The sequence below is a fragment of the Amycolatopsis sp. YIM 10 genome (genome assembly GCF_009429145.1).
Classification (GTDB): Bacteria; Actinomycetota; Actinomycetes; order Mycobacteriales; family Pseudonocardiaceae; genus Amycolatopsis.
This window is the reverse complement of the sequence record NZ_CP045480.1, coordinates 8,882,670-8,899,197: the sequence shown is the minus strand read 5'-3', so window position 1 is coordinate 8,899,197 and position 16,528 is coordinate 8,882,670. Positions and strand designations below refer to the sequence as shown.

General features: G+C 69.6%; 18 protein-coding genes and 1 pseudogene. 11 read left to right on the top strand and 8 right to left on the bottom strand.

Features of this window, described 5'->3' with window-relative positions; all coding sequences use genetic code 11:
• The first annotated feature begins 12 nt into the window (after window positions 1-12).
• Entirely contained in the window at window positions 13-1,200 is a 1,188-nt protein-coding gene (locus YIM_RS41140; protein WP_153035504.1) for an MFS transporter, read from the top strand.
• Here the strand turns inward: YIM_RS41140 and YIM_RS41135 are convergent.
• Window positions 1,154-1,597, bottom strand: a complete 444-nt coding sequence (locus YIM_RS41135) for a hypothetical protein (protein ID WP_228004342.1) — start codon at window positions 1,595-1,597, stop codon at window positions 1,154-1,156. The two genes, YIM_RS41140 and YIM_RS41135, sit on opposite strands and share 47 nt — an antisense overlap.
• Window positions 1,598-1,660: 63 nt before the next feature.
• On the opposite strand from YIM_RS41135, the gene YIM_RS41130 reads away from it, so the two are divergent.
• A complete protein-coding gene (locus YIM_RS41130; protein WP_153035503.1) occupies window positions 1,661-2,920 on the top strand; it encodes an MFS transporter in 1,260 nt (419 codons plus the stop codon).
• A gap of 4 nt (window positions 2,921-2,924) precedes the next feature.
• Here YIM_RS41130 and YIM_RS41125 read toward each other — a convergent pair.
• A pseudogene (locus tag YIM_RS41125) lies at window positions 2,925-3,752 on the bottom strand (family 16 glycosylhydrolase); the annotation flags it as partial.
• Window positions 3,753-3,969: 217 nt separating this feature from the next.
• On the opposite strand from YIM_RS41125, the gene YIM_RS41120 reads away from it, so the two are divergent.
• Window positions 3,970-4,926, top strand: coding sequence for a glycoside hydrolase family 6 protein (locus YIM_RS41120; RefSeq protein ID WP_228004340.1), 957 nt, complete (start codon window positions 3,970-3,972; stop codon window positions 4,924-4,926).
• 193 nt (window positions 4,927-5,119) lie between these two features.
• Here YIM_RS41120 and YIM_RS41115 read toward each other — a convergent pair whose 3' ends face one another.
• The gene (locus YIM_RS41115) at window positions 5,120-5,710 is read right to left on the bottom strand and encodes an SMI1/KNR4 family protein (protein ID WP_153035501.1); all 591 of its coding nucleotides are present in this window, start codon (window positions 5,708-5,710) and stop codon (window positions 5,120-5,122) included.
• Between the two features lie 81 nt (window positions 5,711-5,791).
• Between YIM_RS41115 and YIM_RS41110 the strand changes: the two genes are divergently transcribed.
• From YIM_RS41110 to YIM_RS41095, 4 genes are all read left to right on the top strand, one after another.
• Window positions 5,792-6,373 (top strand): TetR/AcrR family transcriptional regulator, encoded by a 582-nt coding sequence (locus tag YIM_RS41110; protein ID WP_153035500.1) that lies wholly within the window; start codon window positions 5,792-5,794, stop codon window positions 6,371-6,373.
• A complete protein-coding gene (locus tag YIM_RS41105) occupies window positions 6,370-7,908 on the top strand; it encodes a carboxylesterase/lipase family protein (protein WP_153035499.1) in 1,539 nt (512 codons plus the stop codon). The genes YIM_RS41110 and YIM_RS41105 overlap by 4 nt, the downstream gene beginning before the upstream one ends.
• 92 nt (window positions 7,909-8,000) lie before the next feature.
• The gene (locus YIM_RS41100; protein ID WP_153035498.1) at window positions 8,001-9,011 is read left to right on the top strand and encodes a YhjD/YihY/BrkB family envelope integrity protein; all 1,011 of its coding nucleotides are present in this window, start codon (window positions 8,001-8,003) and stop codon (window positions 9,009-9,011) included.
• Window positions 9,012-9,113: 102 nt separating this feature from the next.
• Window positions 9,114-9,845, top strand: a complete 732-nt coding sequence (locus YIM_RS41095) for a GAF and ANTAR domain-containing protein (protein ID WP_153035497.1) — start codon at window positions 9,114-9,116, stop codon at window positions 9,843-9,845.
• A gap of 7 nt (window positions 9,846-9,852) precedes the next feature.
• Here the strand turns inward: YIM_RS41095 and YIM_RS41090 are convergent, their stop codons facing one another.
• Both YIM_RS41090 and YIM_RS41085 read right to left on the bottom strand, forming a co-directional pair.
• Window positions 9,853-10,251, bottom strand: a complete 399-nt coding sequence (locus YIM_RS41090; RefSeq protein ID WP_153035496.1) for an ATP-binding protein — start codon at window positions 10,249-10,251, stop codon at window positions 9,853-9,855.
• A 114-nt stretch (window positions 10,252-10,365) separates the two neighbouring features.
• Window positions 10,366-11,811, bottom strand: a complete 1,446-nt coding sequence (locus YIM_RS41085; RefSeq protein WP_153035495.1) for a glycoside hydrolase family 76 protein — start codon at window positions 11,809-11,811, stop codon at window positions 10,366-10,368.
• A gap of 100 nt (window positions 11,812-11,911) precedes the next feature.
• Here YIM_RS41085 and YIM_RS41080 point away from each other — a divergent pair, with 100 nt between their 5' ends.
• Complete coding sequence (locus YIM_RS41080) at window positions 11,912-12,898, top strand: MsnO8 family LLM class oxidoreductase (RefSeq protein WP_228004339.1); 987 nt, start codon at window positions 11,912-11,914, stop codon at window positions 12,896-12,898.
• Here the strand turns inward: YIM_RS41080 and YIM_RS41075 are convergent.
• Window positions 12,895-13,650, bottom strand: coding sequence for a group II truncated hemoglobin (locus YIM_RS41075; protein ID WP_153035494.1), 756 nt, complete (start codon window positions 13,648-13,650; stop codon window positions 12,895-12,897). The genes YIM_RS41080 and YIM_RS41075 overlap by 4 nt on opposite strands.
• Window positions 13,651-13,703: 53 nt before the next feature.
• Between YIM_RS41075 and YIM_RS41070 the strand changes: the two genes are divergently transcribed.
• Entirely contained in the window at window positions 13,704-14,048 is a 345-nt protein-coding gene (locus tag YIM_RS41070; RefSeq protein WP_153035493.1) for a helix-turn-helix domain-containing protein, read from the top strand.
• Here the strand turns inward: YIM_RS41070 and YIM_RS41065 are convergent.
• Entirely contained in the window at window positions 14,035-14,259 is a 225-nt protein-coding gene (locus YIM_RS41065) for a helix-turn-helix transcriptional regulator (RefSeq protein ID WP_153035492.1), read from the bottom strand. The genes YIM_RS41070 and YIM_RS41065 overlap by 14 nt on opposite strands.
• Window positions 14,259-14,903 (bottom strand): hypothetical protein, encoded by a 645-nt coding sequence (locus YIM_RS41060; RefSeq protein ID WP_153035491.1) that lies wholly within the window; start codon window positions 14,901-14,903, stop codon window positions 14,259-14,261. Before YIM_RS41060 ends, YIM_RS41065 begins: the two co-directional genes overlap by 1 nt.
• Window positions 14,904-15,056: 153 nt before the next feature.
• On the opposite strand from YIM_RS41060, the gene YIM_RS41055 reads away from it, so the two are divergent.
• On the top strand, window positions 15,057-15,878 hold the full coding sequence (locus tag YIM_RS41055; RefSeq protein ID WP_153037572.1) for a helix-turn-helix domain-containing protein: 822 nt from the start codon (window positions 15,057-15,059) through the stop codon (window positions 15,876-15,878).
• Between the two features lie 64 nt (window positions 15,879-15,942).
• A complete protein-coding gene (locus YIM_RS41050; protein ID WP_153035490.1) occupies window positions 15,943-16,524 on the top strand; it encodes a dihydrofolate reductase family protein in 582 nt (193 codons plus the stop codon).
• Window positions 16,525-16,528 lie beyond the last annotated feature (4 nt).

The following is a 16,528-nucleotide window of genomic DNA, read 5'->3' as shown; positions in this document are numbered from 1 at the left end:
TAGGAGTTCGGCTTGCCTTCGTCGCGCACCGCGGTCGCCGTGGCGTTCGTGGTCAATGGAGCGCTCTACGGATCGTGGGCGGCCCGCGTGCCCGCGCTCGCCGAGCAGGCCGGGGCGGGTACCGGCGGGCTCGGGCTGGCCCTGCTCGGCCCGAGCGTGGCGATGATCCTGACCGCCTCACCGGCGGCGAAGGCGTGCGCGCGCTGGGGTGCGCGGCCGGTGCTCGCGGTCTGCCTGCCCGCCGCCTGCCTGTTGCTGCCGCTGCTCGGGCTGGCTGGTTCGGTGTGGACACTCGGGCTGGCGCTGGCCCTGCTCGGCGGGCTGATGGGCGCGGTGGACGTGTCGATGAACATCGGCGCGGTGGCCGTGGTGCGGCAGCTGGACAGGCCGCTCATGCCGGTCTTCCACGCCGGGTTCAGCTTCGGTGGGCTGGCCGGTTCGCTCGGTGCCGCGGGGGCGGCGGCGCTTGTCGTCGAACCGGCGGTCCAGTTCGGCGTGGTCGGTGCCGCGGGTCTGGTGGCCGTGGTGGTGACCGTGCGTGCGGTGCCCGGCGAGCGCCCGGCCGCCGAGGAACGCCCGGCGGGTGGTTACCGTCAGGTGATGTCGCGCGGCCGGTTGTGGTTGCTGGCCGGGGTCGCGGTGTGCGCCGCGGTCGCGGAGGGTGCCTGCGCGGAGTGGTCGGCGTTGTTCCTGGTGGACGCGCGCGGCTTCGGCGAGGCCGGAGCGGCGGCCGCCTACTCGGTGTTCGCCGTGGCGATCGCGGTGACCAGGCTGACCGGTGAACGCGCGCAGCGGCGGTTCGGCCCGTACCGGCTGCTGGTGGGCAGTGGCGCGCTGGCCGCGTCCGGGGTGTTCCTGGCCGCCGTCGTACCGTCCGGGACGGCCGCCTACCTCGGCTTCGCGCTCGCCGGGATCGGGCTCGCGTTCTGCTTCCCGCTGGCGATGGACCTCGCCGGTGCGGCGGGCCGCGAACCGGGCGGCACCGGTGGTGAGCGGGAACTCGGCTTTGTCACCACGGTCGCCTACGCCGGGCTGCTCGGCGGTCCGCCGGTGATCGGCGGTGTGGCCACGATGACCGGGCTCGCCGTGGCGATGGCGGTGGCCGGGGTGGTGGCGCTGCTGATCGTGCCCGCCGCACTCGGGGCCCGTCGGCTCAAGCCGACTCCAGCTCGTGTGCCAGCCGGGCCAGTCCGGTCTTGACGAGCCGCCCGTACTCGTCGTCGTTCAGCGTGCCGACGGCGGCGAAGCCGAGGTCGAGATGGTGCCGCGCAAGGGAAAGCTCGCCCAACCGGCGGTAGGCGTCACCGACGTTCAGGTGTAACGACGGGTAGAACGACCGCACCGGGCCGATGGCGCCGACCTCGGTGGCCCGCTCGTCGGTGATCGACGAGGCCAGTTCGAGCGCGACGAGATCCCAGCGCAGTTCCTCGTGCACGTCGTCCTGCTGGTCGGCGAGGTGGTGCGCGATCATGCAGCGGTGCAGCGGATCCATGGTCTCCGCCCACAACTCGGTGAACCGCTCGCGGGCCGCTTCGCGAGCACCGCTCACCGAAAGTTCGATCGCGGCGACGATCCGAGCCATCACTTCCTCGGTCACCGCGATCCTCCGGTCTCGACAGAATCTCGACAGGAACCCAGCTTACTTGCGAGAGTGGCGATCATGGGGTTCCGTAGGGTGTTGGCCGGCAGCATGGCCGGTGCTGTGCTCGAGTGGTACGACTTCGCGCTGTACGGGCTGCTCGCGGCCACGGTGCTCGGGCCGCTGTTCTTCCCCGGCGACGATCCGGTGGCGAAACTGCTGCTCGCGCTGGCCACCCAGGGCCTCGGCTTTGTCGCCCGCCCGCTCGGGGGCGTGGTGTTCGGCCACCTCGGCGACCGGTTCGGCAGGCAGCCGATGCTGGTGATCACCTTCGCCATGCTCGGCTCGGCGACCGCGGCCATCGGCCTGCTGCCGACCTACGCCGACGCCGGGCTGCTCGCGCCGGTGCTGCTGGTCGTGCTGCGGATGATCCAGGGTTTCGCGCTGGGCGGGGAGTTCGGCGCGGCGGTGCTGCTGGTCAGCGAGTACGGCGAGCCGCGCCGCCGCGGGTTCTGGGCTTCGTGGCCGCAGGCCGGGGCGCCGGCGGGCACGGTGCTCGCCACCCTTGTGCTCAGCGTCATCGGGAGCTTCACCGACCTCGGCGACTGGGGCTGGCGGCTGGCCTTCCTGCTCGCGTTGCCGTTGCTGGTGGTCGGGTTCTGGATCCGCCGCGGGGTCGAGGAGTCGCCGGTGTTCCAGGCCGCGCGGGCCGGGGCGGAGAAGGCGCCGCGGTCGGGCGTGCTCGAAGCGCTGGCGCGGCCGAAGTCCGTGCTGCGCGGCCTCGGCATGCGGCTCGGCGAGAACATCGCGTTCTACATCTACACGGTTTTTGTGGTCGCCTACGCCACGAACTACTTCGACTTCGACCGCGAGGACGTCATTCTCGCCGTCACCTTCGCTTCGGTGTGCCAGCTGATCGGCATGGTCGGCGGCGGCTGGTGGTCCGACCGAGTCGGCCGCCGCGTGGCGATGCTGGTGCCGACGGCCGCCCTGCTGGTCTGGGCGCCGGTGTTCTTCTGGCTGGTGCACTGGGAAAGCCTGCCGCTGCTGTGGCTCGGCGTCTGCGTCGGCGCGTTCTTCCACGGCCTGCTCGCCGGCCCCGAAGCGGCGTGGATCGCCGAACTCTTCCCGACGCACTGCCGGTACGCCGGTTCTTCGCTGGTGTTCCAGGGTTCTTCGATCATCGCCGGAGCCCCGGCGCCGCTGATCGCCGTCGCACTGGTCGACGGCATCGGCGCCGGGGCGGTCGTCGCCTATCTGGTGGTGACCATGGTGATCACCGGCGTTGCCGTGCTCAGCAGCCGCGAAACCAAGGGCGCCGACCTCAGCGAGATCCGGTGACTCAGTTGGTCACCTTCACGTAGTCGACCACCAGCTGCTGCGGGAACTGCGTGTTGCCGTCCGGGGAGCCCGGCCAGTCACCGCCCACCGCGAGGTTGAGGATCATGAAGAACGGGTGGTCGAACACCCAGCGGTTCCCGTTCAGGTCGGCGGGGGTGCGGGTCTGGTACACGTTGCCGTCCACCGCCCAGGTGATCTTTTCCGGCGCCCACTCGACGGTGAAGGTGTGGAAGTCGTCGGAGAAGTTGGGGCCGTTGTAGACACTGCCGATGCCACCGGCGCCCGAGTAGCCGGGGCCGTGCAGGGTGCCGTGCACGCTGTTCGGCTCGAATCCGACGTTCTCCATGAAGTCGATTTCACCGCAGTTCGGCCAGCCGTTGGTGCCGATGTCCTCGCCCAGCGCCCAGAACGCGGGCCACATGCCCTGCCCGCGCGGCAGCTTCATGCGGGCCTCGTACTTGCCGTAGGTCTGGGTGAACTTGCCCGCCGTGTTCAGCCGCGCGGAGGTGTACTCGCACCGGCCGTACCAGCAGTTGTAGTCGGCGGGATTCTCCTTCTTGGCGGTGATCACCAGGTTCCCGTTGCCGTCGAGCGCGGCGTTGTTCGTGCCGCTGGTGTAGTACTGCAGCTCGTGGTTGTTCCCGCCGTTGTCGCCGGTTTCCAACTGCCACTTGCCGCCGTCGACACCGCTGCCCGCGGCACCGTCGAAATTGTCCTCGAACGTAACGGCGGCCGGTTCGGCCGGTGCGGCGTTGCTCAGCGGTACGGTCAGCACGCCGGCGGTGGCCAGCACCGCGAGCGGTACCAGCAGCCGGCGCGCGGCTTTCGACATCTTCGTTGACATCAGCTCTCACCTCGTGGGGACGCGGGTGGGGGCGGAGCTCCGTTTGTTGCTAGCCACAACAAATTAGCCCGCGGCAGTCGGTGGAGACAAGGCTTGCGGGTGGAAAATTTCTGTCCTGATTTCTGACAAATGTCATCTGGGCGGCGGCCGGGGCACGTGCCACGATCGAATGTCCCCCTTGTTCCCTGCCCGTCAGGAGATTCCCGTGCGCCGTCTTGCCGCCGCACTCGGCACCCTCGCCCTGCTGGTCACCGCCGCCCCGGTGGCCGCGGTCGCCGCCGAGGGCAATCCGCTGGAGAAGACCAACGGCTTCTACGTGGACCCGGACTCCAATCCGCGCAAGTGGGTGCGCGACCATCCCGGCGACTCGCGTGCCGCCAAGATCCGCCAGGCGATCGCCGACAGACCGGGCGCGCGCTGGTTCGGTGACTGGAGCGGCAACATCCGCACGGCCACCGACCAGTACACCTACGCCGCCGACGTGGTCGACAAGCTGCCGGTGCTGGTGGCGTACAACATCTTCGGCCGCGACTGCGGCAGCCATTCCGGTGGCGGTGCCAAGTCCGAGGAGGAGTACCGCACCTGGATCGCCGAGTTCGCCAAGGGCATCGGCGGCAAGCCGAGCGTGGTGATCCTCGAACCGGACGCGCTCGCGCAGCTCGACTGCGTTCCGGAGGCGGGCAAGAAGGTCCGCATGAGCCTGCTGAAGTACGCCACCGAGCAGCTGCGCACCTACGCCACCAACACCTGGGTCTATCTCGACGCCGGGCACTCCGGCTGGCACCCGGCCGCGACCACCGTGCAGCGCCTCGCCGACGCCGGGGTGGCCAACGTCCGCGGCTTCTCGCTCAACGTGTCGAACTACCACACCACCGCGAACAACGTGACCTACGGGAACGCGGTGAAGTCCGGCCTGGCCGCGCGCGGGCTGACCAAAACATTCGTGGTGGACACCAGCCGCAACGGCAACGGCCCCGGCAACGACTGGTGCAACCCGGCCGGGCGCAAGCTCGGCGTGCCGTCGCAGATCGGTGGCGGTTCGGACCTGCTGCTGTGGGTCAAGGTCCCCGGTGACTCCGACGGCGACTGCGGGATCGGCGCCGGCGTTCCGGCGGGCCAGTTCAGTCCGGAAATCGCCGTCCGCCTGATCGACGGGATCTAGCGATTGGTTTGAAGCTGGTTTGCGTGGCGGTGCGGGTGGCGGAACCTCAGGCGTCTTCTCGCTCCGGGAGCTCCACCTCATGAATAACCGATTCACCACGGATGAAGCTGTCCTCGCGAGAAGACGCCTGAGAACCCGCGCCGGTGCGAGGTGATGGCCCACAGCAAGCGGCTCCGCCGCTTAAAAACACTGCTTAGGTCAACCCCCGGACATCCCAGTGGCGCTCGCCGTCGTGGGACTCGAATTCGAGTTCCGCGGCGGCGAGCGCTTGTAGATAGGCGTCGATGCCGGGCGCGAGGACGCGTCGTTCGTCCTCGTCCGGTCCCATGATGATGATCTGCCCGTGTGTACCGCCGTCGAGCGGCACGGTGTCCACCGCGATCGAGTTGCCGCCCCCGTCGAGCGTGATCGGCAGCCAGCCCGGGATCCAGTACTCGCACGCCACTTTCTCCGGCTCCGGCACGGTGACCGCTTCGGCGTGCTCGGCCATGCCGTGCGCGCCTTCCTGCTCGGCCACTTCCTGCCAGAACCGCCATTCCGCGATCGCCAGTTCGAGCGGCAGGAAGCGGTACTGCGGGAAAACGTAAGCGGTGGCCGAGTACGACCGGTCGCCTGCCTGACCGTCTGCCAGCCGGTAGAGCGCCTCCAGCTCGGCGGGCAGGGTGAGTCCGGTTTCCCGCTTCAGCGCGGCGAAGTCGGCGTCGGTCGCGCCCGCCTTCAGCGAACCGCGAACCGCGAAGCCGTTTGCTTCCAGTTTGTCCAGCCAGTGGTGCCAGGACTCCATGTGTTCCCCCGTTTGCGCGTCGGTGCCGGTGCACGGTACCGTCTTGCTCAGTTGAGCAAAAACTAGCTTGAGTGAGCAACTATGGCATCCGTGACCGAACAGGCCCGCCGCAAGCAGATCGTCGACGCCGCCGTGGCGGTGATCGCGGCCGAGGGCTACGCGAAGGCCTCCTTCGGCCGTATCGCCAAGCAGGCCGGACTGAGCAGTACCGGGCTGATCTCGTACCACTTCGCCAACAAGCGCGAACTGATGGACGAGGTGGTCCGCGCGGTCCTGGCCGAGTTCACCGAATTCGTGCTGGAGCGCACGGACACCGCCGAGGGCCCCGCCGCCCAGTTGCGGGCGTTCATCGCGGCGAACGTCGAGTTCGCCGCCAGCCACCGCACGCACCTGCTGGCCATGCTGGACGTCGCGCGCGCCGAACCGGCCGACGGCCCGGACCCCTTGCTGGAGGCGGACTTGCGCGGCCTGGCCGAACTGTTACGCGCCGGCCAGCGGCTGGGGGAGTTCCGCGAGTTCGACCCGGACGTGATGGCGATGGCCATCCGCTCCGCGCGTGACGGCCTGCTCCTCAAGCTGCGCGCCGAGCCGGATCTGGACCTGGCCGTCTACACCGAGGAACTCCTGACCCTGTTCGATCTCGCGACCCGGAGGGCCCCATGAGGATCGCCGCCGCGCTCGCCGCGCTGCTCCTGCTGACCACCGCCTGCGCCGCGCCGGAACCGGCCGACGTCGCCAGTCCGGACGCCGGTCCGGTGCGCGGGGTGGTGACCGAGCACCAGCGCCAGTTCCTCGGCATTCCCTACGCGGCGAAGCCCGTGCGCTGGCAAGCGCCGCAACCCGCCGAACCCTGGACCGAAACCCGGGACGCCACCAAGCCGGGCAACCTGTGCCCACAGGAGGGCACCGAGTACGCGAAGACCAGCAGCACCAACGAGGACTGCCTGTTCCTCAACGTCACCGCGCCGAAAACCGGCGAGGGCAAGCCGGTGCTGGTGTGGATCCACGGGGACGGTGTGGTCGGCGGCGGCAGCATGTTCGACCCGGCCGCGCTGGTGCGCACCGGCGACGTCGTGGTGGTCACGGTCAACTACCGGCTCGGTGTGTTCGGTGCCTTCGGTTATCCGGGCCTGGCCGGTTCGGGCACTTTCGGCCTCCAGGACCAGCAGGCGGCGCTTCGCTGGGTGCGCGACAACATCGAGGCGTTCGGCGGCGACCCCGGCAACGTCACGCTCTTCGGCGAGTCCTACGGCGCCCAGTCGGTGAGCGCGCACCTGCTCGCGCCCGCGTCGGCCGGGTTGTTCCACAAGGCCGTCATGCAGAGCCCGATGACCTTGCTGGACCTGCCCGCCGGTTCGCTGATGCCCGGCCTCGAAGCCGGTCCGTGGATGGCCTGGCGCAGCACCGAAGAGGTGACCGGCGTGGGGTCCGCGATGGCCGCGCAGTTCGGGTGCGCCGATCCGGCCACCGCGGTCGACTGCCTGCGCGCGTTGCCGCCGGAGCAGCTTTTCCCGCTGATGCGGGTGTTCCAGGCCGTCGCGTACGGCAACGAGGTGCTGCCCGACGCGCCGGACGCCGGGTACGAACAGGGGAAGTTCCACCAGGTTCCGGTGTTGCTCGGCATGACCCGTGACGAGCACCGCGCGTTCGTCGGCCTGTTCTACGAGCTGGCCGGGCAACCGGTGACAGCCGAGCAGTACCCGCAGTTGCTGCGAACCGCTTTCGGGGACAAGGCGGAGCAGATCGCCGCGGAGTACCCCTTGAGCCGCTTCCCGTCGCCCAGCGTGGCCTGGGCCGATCTGCTCACCGATCGCCTGTGGGCACGCGGGACCGATCGGCTGGCGGACCTGATCAGCGCGCGGAATCCGTTGTACACCTACGAATTCGCCGATCGCGAAGCACCGTCGTACCTGCCGTTCCCGGACACCTTCCCGACCGGGGCCTACCACGCCGCCGAAGTGCCATACCTGTTCCGCGACGCCGGTTTCGACCGCGACGCGACGCCGCCGCAGAAGGAACTCTCGGAGAAGATGATCCACTACTGGACCGGTTTCGCCAGGACCGGCGCGCCCGCCGGTGAAGGCCTGCCCGACTGGCCGCGACGGGCCACGCAGACGCTCGCACCCGGCCCGGACGGCATCCGGCACGCCGACTTCGCCCGCGACCACCGGCTGGACTTCTGGGCCACGCTCCGTTAGGTCCGCTTCGGACGGTGCCGGGATTCGCCCCGGCCTCCCTCATCCGGGCGGGTCGTGCAGACTTCCGGCACCGCAGCGGTTAGTAATGGTCCGTGCACACTCTTCCCGCGCGACTCCGTGCCCGTCACCGGTGGATCGACCACCTCTTCCGTGCGGTCGACCGGTACATCGGCTACCACGGTTACCACTACGTCGCCTCGATCACCTACTTCAGCCTGCTGTCCGTGGTGCCGATGCTGATGGTGGCGTTCTCGGTGGCCGGGTACGTGCTCGCGGGCCAGCCGGAGCTGCTGCGGGAACTGTCCGACGGCATCCTCCGCGTGGTGCCCGGTCCGCTCGGTGAGGGGGTCGGCGAACTGCTCGGCAAGCTGATCGAGCAGCGCACCTCGGTCGGCGTGTTCGGGCTGCTGATCGGCCTGTACTCCGGCTGGAACTGGATCAACTCGCTGCGCGACGCGCTGACCGCGATGTGGGACCAGGACCGCACCGACCCGCCGTTCTTCCAGATGATCTTCAAGGACTTCCTGGCGTTGCTCAGCCTGGTGGTCGCGCTGATCGTGTCGTTCGCGCTGACCGTGTCCGGCGGGGCGTTCGGTGACTGGGTGCTGCGGCTGACCGGTCTGGACCACACCGGCTGGGCCCCGACGCTGCTCGGCGTCGGCTCGGTGGTGCTGGCCCTGGTCGCCAACGCGCTGGTGTTCCTCTGGGTGCTGGTGAAGCTGCCGCGGCAGCCGGTCGGCACGCGCAGCGCTGTCCGCGGCGCGATCGCCGCCGCGATCGGGTTCGAACTGCTCAAGCAGGCGGGTGGGATCTACCTGCGGCTGGTGAGCAGTTCACCGACCGGTGCCGCGTTCGGCTCGGTCATCGGCGTGCTGGTGTTCATCTCGCTGGTGTCCCGGATGCTGGTCTTTCTTACCGCCTGGACGGCGACCGCTCGCGACGCCCCGGTGAGCGTGCGGCCGCCTTCGCCGGTGGTGATCCGGCCGGTACTGCCACCGCGGCGCACCGCGTCGGCGCTGCCCGCGGCCGCCGGTGTGCTCGCCGGCGTGATCGCCACTCTCGGCGTGCAGCGACACCGTCGTCGCCGCCGCGATCTCGGCTAGTATCGCGTCCGGTTCCGTTGAGACGCAGCGGCCGAATTTCGGAGCGAAGTCCGGGTTTGCACGCGTCCGCGGGTTCCCGGCGATGGCTGGGAGCGGGATGACATGGAAACTGTGGAGCAGTCCTTGAGACACCTGGACGAGGTCACCGGGGCACTGGAGGACCTGGCCGCCGCGCTCGGCGACGCCGACGAGATGGGGCCGGTGCTGCAGGCCGTCTGCGAACAGGTGATCCGAGTGGTTCCCGGCGCGGATGTCGCGAGCATCACCCTGCGCGCGTCCGGCGGCGGTTACCGCACCGCCGCCGCGACCGATCACCGGGCCGCCGAGATCGACGGCAAGCAGTACGAGCAGGGCGACGGTCCGTGCCTGCGGGCGATGGAGACCGGCAAGGTGATCCGGGTCGAGGTGGAAACGGCCGTGGAGCTGTGGCCGGACTTCACCACGGTGGCCCACGACCTGGGCATCGGCAGCTACCTGGCCTCACCGCTGACGGTGGCCTCGGACTTCGTCGGCGCGATCAACCTGTTCGGCTTCGGCGCGCACGGCTTCCGCGAGCTCGACGAGAAGTACCTGGAGATGTACACGGTCATGGTGGAGACCACGGTGCGCGGCACGCACCGGTACCTCCAGGCGAAGGAGCACATCGCACAACTGCGGCGGGCGATGGAGTCGCGCGCGGTGATCGAGCAGGCCAAGGGCATCCTGATGGCGGCGCGCGGGCTCACCGCGGATCAGGCGTTCCAGGAGCTGGTGAGCCAGTCCCAGCGGGAGAACGTGAAACTGCACACCATCGCGGAGAAGTTCGTCGCGGAGATGTCGGCCGAACCGGCCTGAGCCTCACTCAGGCCGGCGGCAGGTCCTTGACCAGGCGCACGGTGGTGCCCTCGGTGCCGCCGTCGATGGTGACCTTGTCCATCAGCTGTTCCATGATCCGGCGGCCGTGGCCCCGGGTGCCCCGGTCCAGCGGTGGCGGCCGCCAGGTGCCGCGGTCGCTGATCACGATCTCCAGGCGGTCCACCCCGAACACCGCGCGCACCAGCACCTTGTCCGTGCTGGTGCCGCGGTAGCCGTGCTCGATGGCGTTGGCGCAGGCCTCCCCGGCGGCGATCAGCACGTCCTGCACGTCCTCGTCGGGCAGTCCGCAGGCGGTGAGCCAGGCACGCAGCGCGTGCCTGGCCGGGGCCAGCGCCGTCGGGTCGGCGGGCAGGACGTCGGAGTAAGCCGCCTCGTTGTCCCGCACAGCACCACCTCGGCAGGGAGAAACCGCCGGTTTTCCTTGCTGGTAAGGAAATCACCCGAACGGTCGCTTTTCTGCGAGGCTACGCGCCGGTTTGGGGGCGCGCAATTCGAGCGGTCACGGGGTGGCGTTGAGCAGGTCGAGCGCGCTTTGCTGGCGGGCGGCATCGGCGAAGTCGAACGGGCCCGCCCACCTCAGTCCGTAGGTGTTGAGCGCGGTGCGATTGTGCGCGTGGGCGGAGTCGGCCTGTCGCCGCAGGTAGGTCGTGTAGGGACGGTCGGGCAACGCGTTGTTGAGCTTTCCGAGGCCGCGGGCGTAGGCGCCCTTGAAGCTCGGCCCGTCGGCGGCGCAGTTCGCCGGTTCGCACGGGTCGCGCAGGATTCCGCCGGGATTGAGCGTGCCGTCGGTGGTGGAGGCGTTCGCCAGTTGCCTGGCCCTGGTCAGCAGCCCGGCGTTCCCGGTGGCGCGGTGCAGCTCGGTCAGCCCGGCCACCAGCACGCCCTGGTTGTAGGACCAGACCGGCTTGCCGTCGTTGACGCACGAGCTGGTCAGCCCGTCGTTGACCAGGTTCGACGAGTTGATCATGCCGCTGGCGCTGAACCAGGCCCAGCCCGCGCTCGCCCGCTGCCCGAACACCGTGTCGCCGGGGATCCGGTTGTGCAGTGCGGCGTTGAGCTGGACGTAGAGCGAGTTGGTGATGGCGTTCTTCACCGGCCGGTCGGTCCGCCACCACACCCCGCCGCCGCAGACGCCGTCCCAGTACGCGGCCATGTGCTCGGCGTCGATCCGCGCGGTGTTCAGGTAGCGGCTGTCGCCGGTCAGGTCGTAGGCGGCCACCCAGGCAAGGCCCCACCAGCCGGTGTCGTCGAGGTACTCGTTGCGGAACTCGCCGTCCTGCGCGGACCGGTTGCGGTCGTAGGTGTTCGCGATCGCGTACCGGTAGCTGTCCATGCCGGACACGCGGATGCCGTCGATGACGCCGGTGAGCGCGTTCGCCGCGTTCCACCAGCCGGTGGTGCGGAACAGGCCGGTCCCGTTGTCGTAGAACTGCATCAGCCCGGTGGCCGCGGCGGTGCGCCGGTCCCAGGCGTTCCAGGTGGTCCGGGCCCAGGCGGTGCAGGCGATGGCGGTCTGGCCTGCCGGTCTGCCGCACGCCCGCAGCGCGCCGACCCCCCGGTTGGCCCAGTCGTCCACGTTGTACATCAGCGTGCGCCAGCCGGTGGCCCCGGCCGGGACCGCGGTGGCGCCGAGCTTGCTGCCCGAGGCCCAGGTGTGCCCGCCGTCGAAGGAGCGGTCGAGCCAGACCTCGTCACCGCCCGTGCCGCCGGACACCGAGGCCCAGCCCATCGCGGCGGAATCGTCGAACAGCAGGGCGTAGCGGCGACCGGCCAGGTCCGCGGTCACCGCCTGCCGGGGTTGGGGCGCGAGCGCCGGATCCCTTGGTTCGCAGTACTTGTTGCAGATGGCCGCCGCGGCCTGAGTCGGCGCGGCTTGCGCCGGCACGGCGGCCAGGGTGAGCAGGACGGCCGCGGACACGACGGCACTGAGCAGTGATCTCGCCATTGAGACCTCCGGAAGGGGAAAGGGGAGCACTTCGGACGGTAAGCAGGCGATAACCCGGGGTCAACGGGAATGTCCGGTACTGACTGGCGTTGGAACCGGTGTGACCATTCCGGACCGGTTGTCGGTACTCGACCGCTCGCCCACGCCGCGGGGTTCGACCCACGCGGCGGCGCTGCGCGACACCGTGCGGTTCGCCGTCGAGCTGGAGAAGCTCGGTTACCACCGGTTCTGGGTGTCCGAGCACCACTCGGTCCCCGGGATCGCGGGCTCGGCGCCGACCGTGCTGGCCGCCGCGGTCGCGGCCGCCACCTCGCGCATCCGCGTCGGCACCGGCGGGGTGATGCTGCCGAACCACCAGCCGCTGGTGGTCGCCGAGCAGTTCGGTGTGCTGGAGGCGTTGTACCCCGGCCGGATCGACATGGGACTGGGCCGTTCGGTGGGCTTCACCGGTGGGATCCGCCGCGCGCTCGGGCACGACAAGGCCGACGCCGAAGCGTTCCCGGCGCAGCTCGGGGAACTGCTCGGGTACTTCACCGGCGACCAGGACGTGCACCCCTCCGTGCACGCCCGCCCGTCCGAAGGCCTCCCGGTCTCCCCGTTCGTGCTCGCCACCGGCGCGGGCGCGGACAACGCCGCCGACTTCGGCCTGCCACTGGTGATCGCCGCGATCGGCGGTGACGACCGGATGGTGCAGACCATCTCGCGCTACCGCGCTCGATTCCGCCCCGGCCCGTGGGGTTCGGCGCCATACGTGGTGGTGAGCCGTGCGGTCGCGGTCGCCGAAACCCGCGAGCGTGCGCGGGACCTGCTGGTGTCGGAAGCCTGGTCCAGCGCCTATTCACGCACCCGCGGCGAGTTCCCGCCCCTGCTTTCGCCCGCGGAAGTGGGTGCCGTCGAGATGACGGACCGCCAGCGCGAGTACTTCGAGGATTCGCTGCGTGGTCAGATCTATGGCACCGCCGACGAGGTGGCGCAGGAGCTGGAAAAGCTCGCGCACCTCACCGCCGCCGACGAATTCCTGATCACCACCAGCGGTTTCGACCGCTCGGCGCTGCTGGATTCCTACCGCAGGCTGGCCGCGCTCTAAGCCGGTTGCCAGGGCCGGATCGCGCCCCATCCCCAGCGCGGCATCGGTTCGTCCAGGTTCGGCTCGGCATCCGGCTGGGACAACAGCAATGCCATCCGGCTGCCCCATTCCAGGTACGCGGCGAAGGCCGAGCGGAACTCCGGGTCGGCGGGCAGGCCGGCCTCGTCGGCGGTGTCCATCAGCAACGTGACCCAGCGCCGCCGTTGCCGTTCGGTGAGTGCCCGCCCGAGATGCCTGCCGACCATGCGAGCGTGCCCGCCCTCGTACGCCTCCGGCCCGCCGAACACCTGAACGAGCCAGGTCGCGACATGCTTCGCGTGCTCGGGGTGCATGTCCGCGAACACCGGCGCGAGCACTTCGTCCTCGGGCACCCGCCGGTAGAACGCGGTGAACAACCTGTCCAGCGCCGGCGCCCCACCCGCCCATTCGTAGAGCGTCGGCACAGCGGCACCGTTGCCTTCGACACCGATCTGCCGGTAGTGCCGCATTTCCTCGATGGCGGGCACGTAGTCACGGATTTCCGCCAGGAACTCACCGAACAGCTCGCTACCCCGGAAACCTTCGAGGTGGTCGCGCGTGGAGGTCCAGCGAATGCGCAGCACGTAGCACTCGGTGTCCTCTTCGCAGCGGGTCAGTTCGTAGTCGACGCACTGCGGTGCCCGGCTCAACGGCACCGCCGCCCGGCGGTAGGCGTCTTCGAAGGCGCCGGTCCGCTCACTCGGCACGCGGTAGCGGATGTATTCGACGATCACCGGCTGATTCGAGCAGCTTGGCCGGACCCCGGCAAGTACGTACTTTGTGGTGCGTGAACGTTCGGCGCACGCGCTACCACTGTCCGGTCGAAGTCACCGTCGAGCTGATCGGCGGCAAGTGGACCGTGGTGCTGCTCGCCCATCTGAAGCAGGGAAAGCGGTTCTACGGCGAACTGCGACGCCTGATGCCGGACATCACCGAGAAGATGCTCACCCAGCGGCTGCGTCAACTCGAACGCGACGGGCTGGTCGAACGCGAACCGGAGAACGGCCGCGTCGGCTACCGCCTGAGCGACGAGGGCGCCGGGCTCGCGCCCGCGCTGCAGGCGCTCTACGACTGGGGCGAAGGCCGCGCCCGCCGCGAAGGCATCCGCATCGAACCGGTCAGTTCCGCTTGACCGACATCAGATCCCCCGGCTGGCAGTCGAGCACCTGGCACAGTTTCGACAGCGTGGAGAACCGGATCGCCTTGGCACGCCCGTTCTTCAGCACCGAGATGTTCACCGGCGTGAGGCCGACCCGCTCGGCCAGCTCGGTCACCGTCATGCCGCGCTCAGCGAGCAACGCGTCGAGATGGATCTCGATGCCGTGTGGTTCCTCGGGCGGCATCAGATCGTGCCCTCCAGCTCTTCGCCCATGCGGACCTCGATGCGCAGCAGTTTCGCCACGATCAGCGAAGCGACGCCGGCGAACACGCACCACCACGGGAAGTGCATCTGCAGTTCCTGCAGCCAGGCCGAGTACCGCGCATTGAAGTCCTCGTCGATGCCCGCGCTCACCTTGCGCAGCAACCGTTCCGCCAGTTCATAGGTGAAGTAGTACTGCACCGCCTCGGACACCGGACCCGCCACCAGGACGAACCAGCCGAAGACGCGCAGCCGCCCCGGGGTGACCGGCGAATGGAGGCCCGGCCGTGCCGCGCCCCACAGGAACCAGCAGAGCAGCAACAACGCGATGAAGCTGAACAGCAGTCCGGGCACCGTGGTGGCCAGCGACAGCACCCGTTCGGTGCCGTTCGGCCCGTTGACCGGGCACACCCTGGCCGTGGCGAGCGACACCGAGGCGCCGTCACCGGGCACCAGCGCGCCTCCGCCGAGCCAGAAGCCGACCGGTGCGCCTTCGCCGGCCTCCACGCAGGCGCGTCCCACCGCCTGTCGCAGGTCGCCGTAGTTGACCAGCAGGAACGCGACCACAAAGAAGGTCACGGCCGCCGCCACGATGCGTTTGTCCGTGGTGTTGAGCAGCTTGGCCATCGAGTCCCCCGACCCATCGTTTATCGATACTATCGAAAGACGATAGCATCGACTATCGATAGGTCAAGCGATCACCGTCTACGGCCTGACCCGGGTTGAGCGGCATCAGCGGCGCGCGTCGGCGATGCTGTGCGGGTGGAGTACGTGTCCAGAGTGCCGCGACCGCCGCTGGACGGGCTGATCGACGACCTCTACTACCTGGAGGGGGCGTCGCCGTATGCCTGGCTGACGCTGCCGCCGGCGCCGTCGGCGTTGCTTGTCGTCAACCTCGGGGCGCCGTTCCGCGTCCGCGCCGGCACCGACATCGAGACGGCCGAGTACGCCGACGGCTGCGTGGTCACCGTGCCCACCCGCGCGTGGGAGTTCGGCTACCCGCTCCGGACCCGGTCCGTCGGCGTGCACTTCAAGCCGTGGGGACTGGCGCCGTTCCTGCCGATGCCCGTGGTCGAGCTGTGTGACCGGCCGGTGACGGTAGAGCAGGTTTGGGGCAGGCCCGCCATTGCCGAGCTGCGGGACCGCCTGGCCACGGCGGACGGACCGCGCGAGATGCTGACGCTGCTCGAGGATGAGCTGATGCGACGACTGCGCGAGACCGCCGGCCTGGGGCTGGTCCGCCATACGAACAGCGTCATCGCGGCGAACCGCGGAGCGGTGGCGATCGGCGACCTGAGCGTGGCAGCCGGTGTCAGCAGTACTCATCTGGCGCAGCGGTTCAAGGAACTCATCGGCGTCACGCCGAAGCGGCTGGCCCGCACCTACCGCTTCACCTCCACCGTGTTCGCGATCAACCCCGCCGGACCGGTCGACTGGGGCGACCTCGCCGGTGGCGCGGGCTACTTCGACCAGGCCCACTTCGGCCACGAGTTCCGGGAGTTCACCGGGCTCACGCCGACCCGGTACCTCGAAGTCCGGCGGCGGTTCCTGCGCGAACATCCCGGCCACACGCTGGATGGCTGGCCGCTGCCTGCCGATTGATTTCTTACAAGAGCGGCAGCTCACGACCGGCTAATTTGGGGACACCCCAAGCAGAGGAGAGCCCGTGGGCAAGGTGGTCATGTACAGCTCGGTGTCGGTGGACGGCTTCGTCGCGGACGAGAACGACCAGCCCGGGCCGCTGTTCGACTGGCTTTCCAGCGGTGACGTCCCGTTGGACGAAAGCGGCGAGGTGAAGGTGTCGCAGACGTCCTACGACTACACCCGGCCGTACTGGGACCAGATCGGGGCGACGATCGTCGGCCGCCACGTCTTCGACATGACGGACGGCTGGGACGGCAAGCCGCCGGGCGGGATCGACCACGTGGTCGTCGTGACGCACCGGCCGGCGCCCGAGGGCTGGGACCCCGAGGCACCGTTTTACTTCGTCGACGGCGTCGAGGCGGCCGTGGCCAAGGCACAGGAGCTTGCGGGTGACCGCCTGGTCGAGGTCGCCGCCGGCGAGGTCGGTGGCCAGGTGCTCACCGCGGGGCTGGTCGACGAGGTGCGCATGGACGTCGTACCCGTGGTGCTCGGGGCCGGCAAGCGGTACTTCGGGTCGGTCGACGCGCAGCACCTGCTGGAGGATCCTGACGTGGTGATTCAGGGCAACCGGGTGCTTCACCTGCGCTACCGGGTGCGCCGTTGAACGC

Coding starts and splice junctions, on each gene's coding strand:
- YIM_RS41115 (WP_153035501.1), bottom strand. CDS start 5,710: ATGGAGTCCTGGCACCACTGGCTGGACAAACTGGAAGCAAACGGCTTC.
- YIM_RS41095 (WP_153035497.1), top strand. CDS start 9,114: ATGGAAACTGTGGAGCAGTCCTTGAGACACCTGGACGAGGTCACCGGG.
- YIM_RS41060 (WP_153035491.1), bottom strand. CDS start 14,903: ATGGCCAAGCTGCTCAACACCACGGACAAACGCATCGTGGCGGCGGCC.
- YIM_RS41085 (WP_153035495.1), bottom strand. CDS start 11,811: ATGGCGAGATCACTGCTCAGTGCCGTCGTGTCCGCGGCCGTCCTGCTC.
- YIM_RS41065 (WP_153035492.1), bottom strand. CDS start 14,259: ATGCCGCCCGAGGAACCACACGGCATCGAGATCCATCTCGACGCGTTG.
- YIM_RS41110 (WP_153035500.1), top strand. CDS start 5,792: ATGGCATCCGTGACCGAACAGGCCCGCCGCAAGCAGATCGTCGACGCC.
- YIM_RS41105 (WP_153035499.1), top strand. CDS start 6,370: ATGAGGATCGCCGCCGCGCTCGCCGCGCTGCTCCTGCTGACCACCGCC.
- YIM_RS41130 (WP_153035503.1), top strand. CDS start 1,661: ATGGGGTTCCGTAGGGTGTTGGCCGGCAGCATGGCCGGTGCTGTGCTC.